Genomic DNA, 14,183 nt, shown 5'->3' with positions numbered 1-14,183 from the left:
AAGAGTCAAGCACATGGGACAGGCATGTCTTCGCTCTGAATTAAGCAACAAAGCCAGTTCAACAGCAACTTGGCGGCAACATTGTTCGCTGTATTGCGATGGGTACATCAGACGGCCTACGTCGTGGCCTAACCGTTGAAAACACTGGCTCTCCAATCACGGTTCCGGTAGGTGAAGAAACACTAGGCCGTATCATGAACGTGCTTGGTCAACCTATCGATGAATGTGGCGAAATCGGACAAAAAGAGAACTACGAGATCCACCGCGAAGCGCCTTCTAATGAAGAACAAGCGAACAGCACTGAATTGCTTGAGACAGGTGTTAAGGTAATCGACCTTATCTGTCCATTCGCTAAAGGTGGTAAAATTGGCCTGTTTGGTGGTGCCGGTGTGGGTAAAACCGTCAACATGATGGAGCTTATCAACAACATCGCTAAAGCTCACTCAGGTCTGTCTGTGTTTACCGGTGTAGGTGAACGTACTCGTGAAGGTAACGACTTCTACTACGAGATGAAAGAAGCTGGCGTACTAGACAAGGTTGCCATGGTTTACGGCCAAATGAACGAGCCACCGGGTAACCGTCTACGTGTTGCGCTTACTGGCCTAACTATGGCTGAACGCTTCCGTGATGAAGGCCGTGACGTACTGTTATTCATCGATAACATCTACCGTTACACGCTTGCAGGGACAGAAGTATCTGCGCTGTTAGGTCGTATGCCTTCAGCGGTAGGTTACCAGCCAACATTGGCGGAAGAGATGGGTGTACTTCAAGAGCGTATCACATCAACAAAACAGGGCTCTATCACCTCTATCCAAGCGGTATACGTACCTGCGGATGACTTGACTGACCCATCGCCAGCAACAACCTTTGCTCACTTAGATGCGACTGTTGTACTGTCTCGTAACATCGCGGCACTGGGTCTATACCCTGCGATTGACCCGCTAGATTCAACGTCACGTCAATTGGACCCACTGATCGTAGGCCAGGAGCACTACGACATTGCACAAACGGTTCAAACCACGCTGCAACGCTACAAAGAGCTAAAAGACATCATCGCGATTCTTGGTATGGATGAGCTTTCAACAGAAGATAAGCAGGTTGTATCTCGTGCTCGTAAGATTGAACGTTTCTTAACTCAGCCTTACCACGTAGCGGAAGTCTTTACCGGTCAGAAAGGTGTGTTTGTACCACTCAGCGAAACGCTAAGAGGCTTCAAAGGCCTATTAAATGGTGAATACGACGACATTCCAGAGCAAGCATTCTTGTACTGTGGCTCTATCGACGAAGTGCTTGAAAAAGCGAAATCACTCTAACAGGTAGGTGCATCATGGCTATTGGAATTACAGACAATACATTTCAACTTAATATCGTAAGTGCGGAAGGTACGCTGTTTTCAGGGCCGGCATATGCCCTAGCCGTTTCTGGAGCAGATGGTGAACTCGGGATTCGTCCCGGTCACTCCCCGCTTCTCAGTAAAATAAAGCCGGGCGTGACAGTATTTGTCACCGACCCAAAAGCAGAAGATGAAGTGCTTTATGTGTCTGGCGGGATGATTGAAGTTCAACCCGATGTAGTGACAGTATTGGCCGATACCGCTTTGCACGCCAAAGATATTGACCGTGCTCGTGCAGAGGAAGCGAAACACGCCGCTCTAGAGAACATCAATAAGGGCAACGTGGACGTTAACTTTGCACAAGCTCAGCTTGAACTTGCCAAAGCGATTGCTCAACTTAGAGCTGCGGATCTGACTTCGTCTCGCACTCGCCACTAAACTAGGCAATTGCTTATCTCAGTGTAAATAGTCTCCCCACTTAAAAGCGGTTTAAGTGGGGAGACTACATCTAAAGCTTTAAACTCAACCCCTTCCCTGTTTACTCATTATTCACTCGCCTGTTTCGCTTACTTTAACCACCAGCACCTCAACATTATTTCTCTGCAAAACGTGCTTGGTGTGGATCAAGTTCATGACCAAGAGGCTGTGTAAGTGAATGATATAATTCTGGCTTACGACCACGAATCCAACGTCTCCCGGTGCACATCTCTAACTCTTGCGCTTTCAAATCCGCAACCACCATATCGTCATCAACGCTGTCCGTCTCTGTGATGATCTCCCCATAAGGGCTTAGGATCATCGCATTGCCCGTTCTTACTTCATCCATATCAACGCCAACACCGTTACTGAACACCACAAACATGCCATTATCGTGCGCTCTTGCAGGTAACCAACGCATTAGCCATTCACGGCCGTTCTTACCCTGCATTTCAGCGCGAATCGCTTCCGGGTTTTGATCTCGATTAAACCATAGCTCCGGGTCAATTCGCTTCATCGCATTTGGGCTACGCGAATGGCAACCGCCCGTTTGATGTGGTGCAATCAATATATCGGCCCCTTTCAAAGCGGTAATTCGAACGTTCTCAACCAAGTTATTATCCCAACAAATCAAGATCCCGACTTTGCAACCGTGGGGCGTATCGAACACCGTGTATTGATCGCCGCTGCTCATATATGGGCTTACGAAAGTGTGCAATTTGCGATGCTTTTGTACCTCACCATTTGGCATCGCGAACACATACGTATTGTATAACTCACCATCAATACCCTGCTCTATCAAGCCCGCACCAACGCTCATTCCAAATCGTGTTGCCAACGAAACGAGCTGTTGAGTGGATTCGCCGCTCGGTACAGGTTCCGCTAACGCTTCAATCTCATCTCGCGGTAAAGCAGACACATGCCAGTAGCCACTAATACACATCTCTGGGAAGCTGATGATCTCCACACCACTGTCCGCAGCTTGTTGAACGTAATGCTCAATCACCGATAAGTTAAAGGCCTTATCGCCGGCATGATGGTTAAACTGGACCGATGCTACTTTGATGTCTTTTTTCATGATTCGTCCTCTAATTTTCGCTTTATCCGATTTGCTATGGAGCCAGTATAAAAAATCACTTCAATTCCATATAATGAAAGATATTCTCAGTTTGATGAGCATTTGGAATGGAATTTGATTTACTGAAGGCATTTTGTCAGCTGGCTAAGTCGGGAAATTATCGTTTGGCTTCAGAGCAGCTCTACATTACTCAGTCGGCACTCACCAAAAAGATTCAGCGGCTTGAATCCAATATTGGGGCGAGCCTGTTCTCTCGCGGCAGAAATGGCGCCGAGTTGACGCACGCAGGCAAGACGTTACTAACAGATGCCCAACGCTTGGTCGATTCAATGCAAGCCTTTGAGCAGCTTTCTGGCTCGGTGGTCAATGGGACAGAGGGGCATTTGAACATTGGCTTTGGTGTTTCTACTTATCATGAAGCACCCAAGCTGATTGCAGCGTACAAAAACCAGCAACCGAATGTTCGCATCACCTTGAATGACACTCCTTCTAAGCAACAGACGGATGAGTTATTGACTCACGAACTCGATATCAGCTTCAATCGTATCCCCGATTCACCCGTTCTAAACAGCCTAACGCTATTCGATGACTCCCTTGTGATTGCGATACACAAAGATCTTCTCAAGCAAGCGCCAAGCAAAACTCTGATTATCTCTGAGTTAGCGAAATGGCCTTACCTAAAGCTCGCCCAACATCGTGGACCCGGACTAGACAAACAGATCCAGCAATATTGCATCGCCAATAATATCGAGCTATCAAAGACACAAGAAGCTGACGATATTCTTACCTTGCTAGCCTTAGTATCGGCCAATATTGGCTTTACTATAGTACCGAGCAGCGCACAGCAGATAAGCAACACCAAGGTTGAATTCATTGCATTACAAGGTAAACATGCCACTTGGCCTGTCGGATTGATATGGAATGGAGAAAGTGAAAACCCACTCAGGGATAGGTTTGTAGAGTTTGTGGCGAAGCAGAGCGAAATTGAAGCCAAACGCTGAATTTCAAACAAAAAAGGCTCACTATCAGAGTGAGCCTTTTAGTATCTGGCAACGCTAAAGACACATTTAGCGCTGCTAATAAGCGATAAAAGAGTTTCAGACCAGCAGTTTAAAGCTGTAAATTAGAAGAACTCAATCGAATTACGGCCGCTTTTGTCGTCACGTGTTGGCTTTGGCGTGTCCGCTTTCTTTTTCGGCTTGTTTTCTTTCTTCTTCTCTTTTTTCTGTTTCTTAGGTTCAGCTTTAGCGCTTAGCATATCTGCAGTGCTGCGCTGTGATTCTTTCTTGCTTGAACCCTTTTTAGACTGGCCTTTTTTCGACTTGTTATCTTTCTTAGCCGCTTCTTTTTTCTTTGGTTTATCTTCTACTTCTTGTACTGGCTGGTCACAGCACACTACATAGTATTCTTGGTTAAACTCAAAGAAGTCACCATCGTACATTTTACGGCGCTTACGTGTTTCCAGCTCACCGTTTACCGCAACGTAACCTTCAGAGATGACGTGCTTAGCTTCGCCACCGCCACTCACTAGGTTCGCGATCTTGAACACTTTGTAGAGCTCAATTGGCTGAGATGACACATCGACACCAATCGCCTCGATTTCAATCTCTTCGCCTTCTTCGCCGTGCTCGTAACCTTCGTAGTCAGCGTCTTCGTAATGTTCTTGGTCCATGGTGACCTCTACCTAAATATGTACTTCTGAAATATTGGGCGCAGTGTAATCGTAAAACCATTAAATGACCATGTTGAATTCAACATGATCGCCCTTGTTATAAAGAATAGTGCCTCTATTGGCGACTTACACGCCACCCACGTTCGAGAGGCTCACCAACTGCTTGGTGTATTCGTGTTGAGGAGCGCTAAACAGCGTCTCGGTGTCGCCCTTCTCTATCACCTCACCCGCTTTCATCACGATAGTATAATGACATAGAGATTTGACGACGTTGAGATCGTGGCTAATGAACAGGTAAGTCAGATCGTACTTTTCTTGCAGTGACTTGAGTAAGTCTAATACCTGAGCTTGTACCGTTCTGTCTAATGAAGAGGTTGGCTCATCGAGTAGGATAAACTCTGGCTTCAGAATCAGTGCTCGCGCAATCGCAATGCGCTGCCTTTGACCACCCGAAAATTCATTTGGGTAACGGTGACGCGTTTTAGGGTCAAGATCGACCTCTTTCATCACATCGCAAATACGCTGGTCCAGTTCGCTCTCATCAAGCTGCTGATGAACACGTAAGCCTTCACCAATCACTTGTGCCACCGACATTCTTGGGTTCAACGCTGAGAATGGGTCTTGAAAGACAACTTGCATACGGCTTCGAAATGGCAGCATTTGCTGACGGTTTAGCCCTTGAAGCTGCTCGCTTTCATAAGTGATCGAACCTTCACTCTCCACCAGCTTTAATATCGCCATACCTGTGGTCGACTTACCAGAGCCACTCTCACCCACTAAGCCAATTGAGTGCCCTTTCTTAAGGGTGAACTCCATATCAGTAACGGCTTTTACATGCGAAATCGTGCGCTTAAATAAGCCGCCCGTAATTGGGAACCACACACGGAGTTGATTTACGTCGAGTAGCGGTTGGCTGTCGGGTGACACAGGGACAGGCAAACCTTTAGGGTCAGAATTGATGAGCTTTTGCGTGTAAGGGTGAGCTGGCGCACTAAACAATGTCTGGCAGTCGTTGCTTTCCACAAGGCGACCATCTTTCATCACCGCCACTCGATCGGCAATTTTACGAACGATACTCAAGTCATGAGTGATAAACAGCATCGCCATGCCAAGCTCTTGTTGCAGATCTTTCAACAAATCGAGTATCTGGGCTTGTACCGACACATCCAATGCGGTCGTTGGCTCGTCAGCAATAAGCAGCTCTGGCTCATTAATCAGTGCCATCGCGATCATCACACGCTGACGCTCACCTCCAGATAACTCATGCGGATAGGCTAATATTTTTTGCTCTGGATGACGGATGCCTACTTTAGATAACCACTCTATCGCCAAGGCTTGTGCTTTGTTGGTACGCATACCGCGGTGAATGGCGAGGGTTTCAACCAACTGCTTGCCGATTCGATGCAGCGGATTCAATGACACCATCGGCTCTTGGAAAATCATCCCGATGCGACCACCACGAATACCGCGCAGTTGCCTCTCAGAACAACTCAAGATATCACTACCAGAAAAGTTAATCGTCCCGTTCAAATAATGTGATGAGCCTTTGGGCAGTAGCTTTAAAATGGAGTTCGCCGTCACCGATTTACCCGAGCCACTCTCTCCCACCAGCGCCAGTGTTTCCCCTTTGTATATTTCGAGCGAAACATCGTGAGTTACCTGCTCTATCGCCTTCTTTCTTCCAAAACCGACAGACAGTTTTTCTATGGTTAGCACTGGAGAAGCAGGAGCTGTATTTGAAGTCATAACCTATCCTTACTTCTGTTGGTGTGGATCGAAGGCATCACGTACCGCTTCACCGACGAAGACAAGTAACGTAAGCATCAAAGAAAGTACAACGAATGCAGAAATGCCAAGCCAAGGCGCTTGTAAGTTCGCTTTACCTTGCGCCAGAAGCTCACCTAATGAAGGCGAGCCCGCAGGCAGACCAAAGCCTAAGAAATCTAACGACGTCAGTGTGGTGACAGAACCAGACAAGATAAACGGCATCATGGTTAGCGACGCAACCATAGCGTTTGGTAACATGTGACGAAGCATAATGCGCTTATCATCCACGCCCATCGCTTGTGCCGCACGTACATAGTCGAAGTTACGACAGCGTAAGAACTCGGCGCGAACGATACCCACCAAACTCATCCAACTGAACAGCACCATAATCCCCAGCAACCACCAGAAATTCGGCTCAATGAAACTCGACAAGATAATAAGTAAGAACAAGGTCGGCATTCCAGACCACACCTCGATGAAACGTTGTCCAAACAGGTCAACCCAGCCGCCGTAGTAACCTTGCGTAGCACCAACGACCACGCCAATGACACTCGAGACGATTGTCAGAACAAAACCAAAGAGTACCGAGATACGAAAGCCGTAAATAATTCTAGCCAACACATCCCGCCCTTTGTCATCTGTACCTAACCAGTTCACCGAGTCAGGCTCCGATGGCACCGCGCCTGCGATGTCAAAGTTAATAGTGTCGTAGCTGAAAGGAATGATAGGCCAAACGATATAGCCATTCTCTTCGATGAGGTCGATTACATACGGGTCTTTATAGTCGGCTTCGGTTTCAAACTCCCCACCGAACTCTGTCTCTGCGTATTCATTAATGACAGGCACAAACCATTGATTGTCATAAGAAACCAATAATGGCTTATCGTTCGCGATGATCTCAGCGAACAGGCTCAAGCCAAACAAGATGGTAAATATCCAAAGGGAGATAAAACCACGCTTATTTGCTTTAAAACGTAACCAACGAGCTTCAGCTAAAGGGTTGTTAAACATTTATTATCAATACCTTGTTATTCGTTCGCCATTAACGCGCTTCAAAATCAATTCGAGGATCAACCCAGGTATAAGTCAGGTCGGAGATAATGCTCAGAACCAAGCCTAATAAGGTCATGATATAGAGAGAACTGAACACCACGGGATAGTCACGTTGAATGGTCGACTCAAAGCCAAGTAAACCTATGCCTTCAAGTGAAAACATCACTTCAATCAACATAGAACCCGTGAAGAAAATACTAATAAATGCGCTTGGGAAACCGGCAATAATGATCAACATTGCGTTACGGAAAACGTGCTTGTAGAGAATACTGTTCTCGTCTAAACCCTTCGCTCGTGCCGTTACTACATATTGCTTGTTGATTTCATCAAGGAAGGAGTTTTTGGTCAGCATGCTGAGCGTGGCAAAACCACCGATCACCATGGCGAAAATAGGCAAAGCTAAATGCCAGAAGTAATCACCAATTTGCTGATACCAATTGAGTTGATCGAAGTTACTCGATACTAACCCTCGCAAAGGGAACCAACTGAAGTAGTTACCGCTGGCAAATAAAATAATCAGAATGATAGCAAACAAGAAGCCAGGGACCGCATAACCGACAATCACCACCGCGCTCGACCAAATATCAAAACGAGAGCCGTGGTGTATCGCCTTCATAATGCCCAGAGGTATCGAAATCACGTAAATGATTAACGTACTCCAAAGCCCCAAAGAAATAGATACAGGCAAGCGCTCGATGATTAAATCGATAACATTACCGCCCTTAAACAGGCTTTCACCAAAGTTAAAGGTCGCGTAATTTTTCAACATCTCAAAGTAGCGAACGTGAATTGGCTTATCAAAACCAAACTGCTTTTTGATCTCTTCAACCACTTCAGGGTCCAGCCCGCGTGAGCCTTTATAGCCACTGGCAGACGCTTGATCACTCTCGCTTAAATCAACCTCTTGTCCACCACCAGAAAAGCGCTCCATAATACCGGAGTTGTGCCCTTCTAACTGCGCCACAGCCTGTTCTACTGGTCCCCCCGGCGCAATCTGAATGATGAAAAAGTTAATCGTGATGATCGCCCACAGCGTGGGGATCACCAACAACAAACGTCGAAATATATACGCAGCCATGCTAACTAACTCCTAGCGACGTTTCTCAGGAAGCAATGCCGCCTTTTCTTCTGAAATCCACCATGTATCGATACCTAAATCGTATTTAGGCAGCACATCCGGACGCTCAAACTTGTCCCACATTGCCACTCGGTATTCACCCACGTGCCATTGAGGAATGTTGTAGAAGTTCCACTGCAACACACGGTCGAGAGAGCGACCTAGCGTAAGGAGCTTTTCTGGGTTCTGTTGGTTACGTGCGATTTCTTCAGTTAACGCATCCACCACAGGGTCCATCACACCCGCTGTATTGTAAGTAGAATCAATGTAGTTAGAGTTCCAAACAATCATTAAGTTCGGACTTGGATAAGGGTTTGGCGAAAACGATGAAGAAACCATATCGAAATCTCGGTCACGAAGACGCTTGATATATTGCGTGGTATCAACCGTGCGGATCTTCATCTCGATACCCATTCGCTTAAGGTTCTTTTGAACAGGTGTAGCGATACGTTCCGTCGTTGGGCTGTAAATCAACAACTCAAACGACATTGGCTTACCAGTCTTTTCGTTAGTCATTACTTTGTCTTTTAGTACCCAACCCGCTTCCTTCAGCAGTTTAAATGCCGTGCGCATTTGACTACGAATACGACCACTGCCATCGGTGACTGGTGGTTGGTATTCTTCCGTAAACACTCGCGGTGGGATCTGGTCTTTGTACTGAGACAGAAACGCCACTTCGTCTTCACTTGGTAAGCCTTTCGCTTCATAGTCAGTGTTTTGGAAGTAACTACGAGTGCGCTTGTACTGACCGTAGAACATGTTCTTATTCATCCACTCAAAGTCCATCGCATACGTTAACGCTTCACGAACTTTAGGATCTGAGAACACTGGAGATTGAATATTGTAGACAAAGCCTTGGGTCGACTCTGGTTTCTCGTGGTTGATCTCTTCTTTGACGATATAGCCTTTGTCGAAGTTTGCGCCTGTATAAGAGTTGGCCCAGAACTTAGCTGAGTTTTCAGTACGAAGGTCAAACTCCCCTGCTTTAAAGGCTTCTAACATCACGGTGTCATCACGATAGTAATCGTACTGCACTTCCTTAAAGTTATTGCGACCCACGTTAACGGGCAAATCTGCAGCCCAATAGTTTTCATCAAGGCCGTAGGTAACACTTTGACCCGACTTATAACTGATGATCTTATAAGGACCACTGCCTACTGGCGGTTCACTTAGCGGCTCAGAGAGTTTTCTGTCTTTCCAAAAGTGCTTTGGTAACACGCGAGTGCTTTGAGCAAAGCTAAACAACTTCTCACGGTTAGGATTATTCATCTCGATACGAACAACCAAGTCAGAAACCGCGGTAACGGATTCGATGTCTTTGTAGTACACACGATATTGAGGCACACCTTCTGTCGTAAATTTCATGAAGGTAAACGCCACATCATGGGCCGTGATAGGTTGCCCATCATGGAATTTAGCATTCGGGTTGATATCGATTTCCATCCAAGAGAAATCACTCGCATAACGAACTTTGGAAGCAATCAATGGATAGTAGGCATCAATTTCATCACTCGGTGAAAACATCAAAGTATCGTAAATTTCACCTGAATAACTGGCGGCAACGCCGCGGGAACCGAATCGATTAAAGCTATCGTAGGTACCAATGCTACCGTAAGTCACTTTGCCGAATTTAGGGGCATTAGGGTTAACGTAATCGAAGTGGGTAAAATCGGCTAGGTATTTTGCTTCACCAAAACCAACCAGTTGTGTGGTTTCAATAACGGTGACAGCGGGAGTAGATGCGGTATCGGATGCGTAAGTAACGGAGGGTTGTAGAGCAATAAGCGGCAGCATGACTGCACATGAGGCTAAATTAAACCTGAAAAACTGAGTGCGCTGCGAGGCTTTGCGTCGAAGATCTGTTCCCATTTGACTCTCCCTTCAAATGTCATGAATTCAATATTCAGCTTGATTTGTCGGCTTTGAATGCATGCCGTTAAAACAAGTATAGAATCAAATCTAACATCATGTAATAACTAATAAAACCATCAACACTCTATCTCTTGCGGTTTATTTACAAATTACTCGGGACTGTTCTAAAGAAATGTCACGCGCTAACGCCATAACTGAACCTGTGGCTAGCGCGTGATTGTGTCGGATTAACTGTGCTATTAGCTACTTCACCAGATACGCGTCAAAGATAAGTTGACCTACTTCGTTGATCACCTTGTCACGCTCTTGAAGAGTGAATTCAGTTTCTGTAAGAGCGACGCTGATGATCAATGGGTCTCGATGTTCACTCCACACGATAGCCGTAATTGCGCGAGAACCATAAGCGCCCGCCCCTGATCTATCCGCAATATTCCAACCACTAGGCAAGATAGAACGAAACATTCCGTCAGACACTTTATTGCCCATCATCCAGCCTTTTAACGTCGATTTGGACGCTTGTGACAACGTATCGCCATACATCAACTCATTCAACGTCATCACAATGCTTTTTGGTGTTGTGGTATCGCGCGCATCATCTGGTCGAGCATGATTCAATTCTGGCTCTAAATGCTCAAGACGAGTATTGCTGTCTCCAATAGAACGCAGGAACTCAGTTAAGCCATTGGGCCCATCTATTCCACCTAACACAATATTTGCCGCGGTATTGTCACTCATCGTCATGGTTGCGCTACACGCATCTCTAAGTGAAATACCTTTATCGACTAGCTCTTTAGTCACCGGAGACCAAACAATGAGGTCCTCAGACTTAATGCTGACCTTTGAATCCAAATCCAGCCCTTTGTTTTCAGCGTCATAAAGAAGGTTCGCACAAGCCAGAGTTTTAAAGGTGCTCATCATCGGAAATCGCTCATCCCCCTTGTAGCTCCATGTCTGCTTGGTCGCAGAATCATAGACCGCCACACCAATACGTGCCGAAACACGAGATTCAATTTGCTCAATCGATTCAGGCGTAAGGGATTGACTCAATGACGATGTAGAGAAAAAGGTGCTCAACAATACAAGAGCGAGAGAGGTATATTTTTTCATAGTGAAACCATAAGAAAACGACCGACTGATCGTAGAGAAAATTAAACTCGACACCTTAACCGCGTCGAATGGAGAGAATCTAAGCAGAAAGCGACGACCTTCGCTAGATCAAATGAAAATAACTGACTAAATCCGAACAATATCTCCATATTTTAGATATCCTTAAAAGAGTGATTTCAATAGGATTCAACCTTGAACAAACCAAACCAAGTAACATTCTCAACGTTCAACCTTTTGAACTACCTTGAGCCGCCGAATGCTTATTATGATTTTGAGAACATCTACAGCCTCGATGAATGGCAAAAGAAACAACATTGGATTGCTGAGGCGATTCGCTCAACAGATAGCGATGTGATTGGCTTTCAAGAGATCTTCAGCCCAGAATCTTTACAGCAGCTAATGAATGAGCTCGGTTACCCCTACTTTGCCGTGGTCGATAGTGCACACGTTGAAGATGATTACCTATACACCTCCCCTGTAGTGGGTATTGCTTCCCGTTACCCGATTGAAAATGTTCAGCCTGTCACACCGGATTCGAGCCTACTTGCCGCCTTTAACCTTAGCGACAATTTTTCATTCAACCGCACGCCAGTGCACGCCACCATTGAATTGCCTCACTTAGGCTCAACCGATTGTTATGTCGTACACTTTAAATCACAACGCCCAACTGAGCCAAAAGTTGAGCCAGCAGAACCCAGCGACAGTTCAGCAGAGCAAAAGCCACAAAGCGATACACTGATTAAACTTCACCAGGAACAACTAGGTTCTTGGCTATCGAGTGTTCAACGCGGTTTAGAAGCTCAACTGCTACACCAATACATTACCAATCAACGCTATCTCACCAACCAGCCCGTTGTATTGATGGGCGACTTTAACAAGCCCCTATTTAACGATGAGTTCAGAGGGCTGTTGAGCTATTCGTTGAATCGAGATGAAACCAGCCAACATTGGCTTTCACACTTTAGATTGAGAGACAGTTGGGATCTCTACCATCAATTACACGAAGAAGACTTGCTCGAACAACGTAATCCAACTCACTATTACGGCGCATCAGGCTCAGTCTTGGACTACATATTGATGTCGAACGAATTTGACTGCCAGAACTCCTCAAGTTTGATGGAAATATCACACTACACCGTGCTCGATCATCACCTGATTAACCCAAGCTTCGAACACGACCAATTCAGTACCGATCACGCTGTCGTTTCCGTCACCGCTCATATCCGCGAGGCCTAGAGTTAGACATAAAAAAGCCGCAGTCAAACACTGCGGCCTTTCCACTTCAGACAAACGGGTTGAGCCAACCGACGCCCCATTTAGAAATCGATTTACCGTTTAACAAAGTTTGAAACTTAAAAGTTGTATGTTGCGCCTAGGTAAAATGAATCAATCACGAGATCTTTATCATTTTCAAAACCTGAATCGCTCTCAATCGCAAATGCATCCGCTTCATAACCTAATCTAAAGCTAAAGTTTTCAGCCTGTTTGGGTGTGTACTCAACTCCGAAACCATAGCGAATAGCGTCACCACGATCGTCATCAAGTAACGGAAGCGACTGGTCTAAATCAATCGTCGACAAACCTACGATGCCAAAGGGGCGAATTCCATTGTCAAACGTGTAACCTAGATTAGCAACGATCGAAAATGCAGTTGGAGACCAAGTGTAAGAATCTTTGGTTAATGCATTTTTTGCAACAACGTCGCCATAATTCGTATATTGCGCCTCTAGTGCAACGATACGATTAAATTGGTATCCAGCAATTATCTTGTAAGTACGATCTTCTGCATCAACAGTAATGGGATTTGAAGAGCCCTCATAAAGCCCACCATCATCAATACCAGTTGTACCAATTGCACCACCTAAGTAGAAACCATTGTCCTCTGCCATTACACTATTTGCCACAAGTGCAGACATCATCGCGATGCTTAAAATATATTTGTTGTTCATTACTGCTTGACCTTACTTATTTCAAATCAAGATTGCTACGTCTTCCCCTGCTACACAATCTTGTCAGAGTTATCCGACACCCCGTCGAATTGGCGAGCAGATTACGCTCACAGAAAACAAAAAAATAAATAAAAATATAATCACTTAGTAACTTCGAACAACTCAATCAGTAAAAACAAATAACCAACTGAATAAAAAAGAAATAAAACATCTTCACTTTTCGCGAAAAATCCCACATCCATTTTCAAACCAACGGTTTTTTATATTTTTTCTCGCGTGGCTTACGTGCGCTTACTTTCAAGAGAGGTCTGATTTTGCATAATCCGCGCGCTTTGATTGCTCACTTTCGATGCACAACAAGTCATAAACCAATCTTTTCTATTCGAACAAATGAACATAAATACGATGAACCACACCATAAACTTCAGCGGCCTACTCATTGATACCAACTCTCGAACGATTACCAATCAGCAAGGTAACCGTATTGCATTACGCCCTCAGTTATTGGCTGTGCTCTGTCTACTAGTAGAGAACGTAGGAAAGCCAATCACTAAAGAACATATTATTGATGAGTGCTGGGAGGGAGAGCTCTCATCACCTCACGCCCTAGCTAACGTTATTTATAACCTGCGTAACGTATTCGCTCGCTTAAGAACGCCTCATATCCAAATTCTCACAGTCACCAAGTTTGGTTACGCTCTATCAATAAAAGAAGGTGAACTCGTTTAGGCTTTGCCCTATTCGAGCCAACGGTAAAG

The 14,183-nt window shown here is 45.4% G+C and carries 12 protein-coding genes and 1 pseudogene; 5 read left to right on the top strand and 8 right to left on the bottom strand.

From position 1 onward, the window contains the following. Window positions 1-56: 56 nt before the first annotated feature. Both atpD and JC606_RS18175 read left to right on the top strand, forming a co-directional pair. A pseudogene (atpD, locus tag JC606_RS18180) lies at window positions 57-1,313 on the top strand (F0F1 ATP synthase subunit beta); the annotation flags it as partial. Between the two features lie 14 nt (window positions 1,314-1,327). Beyond that, window positions 1,328-1,771: a F0F1 ATP synthase subunit epsilon gene (locus JC606_RS18175; protein WP_004741161.1), complete on the top strand. Its 444-nt coding sequence runs from the start codon at window positions 1,328-1,330 to the stop codon at window positions 1,769-1,771. Window positions 1,772-1,925: 154 nt separating this feature from the next. Here JC606_RS18175 and JC606_RS18170 read toward each other — a convergent pair whose 3' ends face one another. After that, complete coding sequence (locus tag JC606_RS18170) at window positions 1,926-2,888, bottom strand: nitrilase family protein (RefSeq protein ID WP_198779120.1); 963 nt, start codon at window positions 2,886-2,888, stop codon at window positions 1,926-1,928. Between the two features lie 107 nt (window positions 2,889-2,995). On the opposite strand from JC606_RS18170, the gene JC606_RS18165 reads away from it, so the two are divergent. After that, entirely contained in the window at window positions 2,996-3,889 is an 894-nt protein-coding gene (locus tag JC606_RS18165) for a LysR family transcriptional regulator (protein ID WP_198779119.1), read from the top strand. A gap of 122 nt (window positions 3,890-4,011) precedes the next feature. Here the strand turns inward: JC606_RS18165 and JC606_RS18160 are convergent, their stop codons facing one another. The 6 genes from JC606_RS18160 to bla form a co-directional block, all read right to left on the bottom strand. Then, window positions 4,012-4,560: an RNA-binding S4 domain-containing protein gene (locus JC606_RS18160; protein WP_061031096.1), complete on the bottom strand. Its 549-nt coding sequence runs from the start codon at window positions 4,558-4,560 to the stop codon at window positions 4,012-4,014. 126 nt (window positions 4,561-4,686) lie between these two features. After that, complete coding sequence (gene yejF, locus JC606_RS18155) at window positions 4,687-6,306, bottom strand: microcin C ABC transporter ATP-binding protein YejF (RefSeq protein ID WP_198779118.1); 1,620 nt, start codon at window positions 6,304-6,306, stop codon at window positions 4,687-4,689. Between the two features lie 9 nt (window positions 6,307-6,315). After that, complete coding sequence (locus tag JC606_RS18150) at window positions 6,316-7,338, bottom strand: ABC transporter permease (protein ID WP_116870772.1); 1,023 nt, start codon at window positions 7,336-7,338, stop codon at window positions 6,316-6,318. A 31-nt stretch (window positions 7,339-7,369) separates the two neighbouring features. After that, window positions 7,370-8,458, bottom strand: a complete 1,089-nt coding sequence (locus JC606_RS18145; protein ID WP_061031098.1) for a microcin C ABC transporter permease YejB — start codon at window positions 8,456-8,458, stop codon at window positions 7,370-7,372. A 12-nt stretch (window positions 8,459-8,470) separates the two neighbouring features. After that, window positions 8,471-10,366, bottom strand: coding sequence for an extracellular solute-binding protein (locus tag JC606_RS18140; RefSeq protein ID WP_198779117.1), 1,896 nt, complete (start codon window positions 10,364-10,366; stop codon window positions 8,471-8,473). A gap of 246 nt (window positions 10,367-10,612) precedes the next feature. Then, on the bottom strand, window positions 10,613-11,476 hold the full coding sequence (gene bla / locus JC606_RS18135) for a class A beta-lactamase (protein WP_198779116.1): 864 nt from the start codon (window positions 11,474-11,476) through the stop codon (window positions 10,613-10,615). Between the two features lie 192 nt (window positions 11,477-11,668). Here bla and JC606_RS18130 point away from each other — a divergent pair, with 192 nt between their 5' ends. Next, the gene (locus JC606_RS18130) at window positions 11,669-12,712 is read left to right on the top strand and encodes an endonuclease/exonuclease/phosphatase family protein (protein ID WP_137407643.1); all 1,044 of its coding nucleotides are present in this window, start codon (window positions 11,669-11,671) and stop codon (window positions 12,710-12,712) included. A 116-nt stretch (window positions 12,713-12,828) separates the two neighbouring features. Here JC606_RS18130 and JC606_RS18125 read toward each other — a convergent pair whose 3' ends face one another. Continuing rightward, entirely contained in the window at window positions 12,829-13,425 is a 597-nt protein-coding gene (locus JC606_RS18125; RefSeq protein WP_137407642.1) for a porin family protein, read from the bottom strand. 405 nt (window positions 13,426-13,830) lie between these two features. Between JC606_RS18125 and JC606_RS18120 the strand changes: the two genes are divergently transcribed. After that, a complete protein-coding gene (locus JC606_RS18120; protein WP_198779115.1) occupies window positions 13,831-14,154 on the top strand; it encodes a winged helix-turn-helix domain-containing protein in 324 nt (107 codons plus the stop codon). Window positions 14,155-14,183: the final 29 nt, after the last annotated feature.

This window comes from Vibrio sp. IB15, assembly GCF_016406055.1.
Classification (GTDB): Bacteria; Pseudomonadota; Gammaproteobacteria; order Enterobacterales; family Vibrionaceae; genus Vibrio; species Vibrio chagasii.
This window is presented reverse-complemented; position numbering and strand designations above follow the sequence as displayed.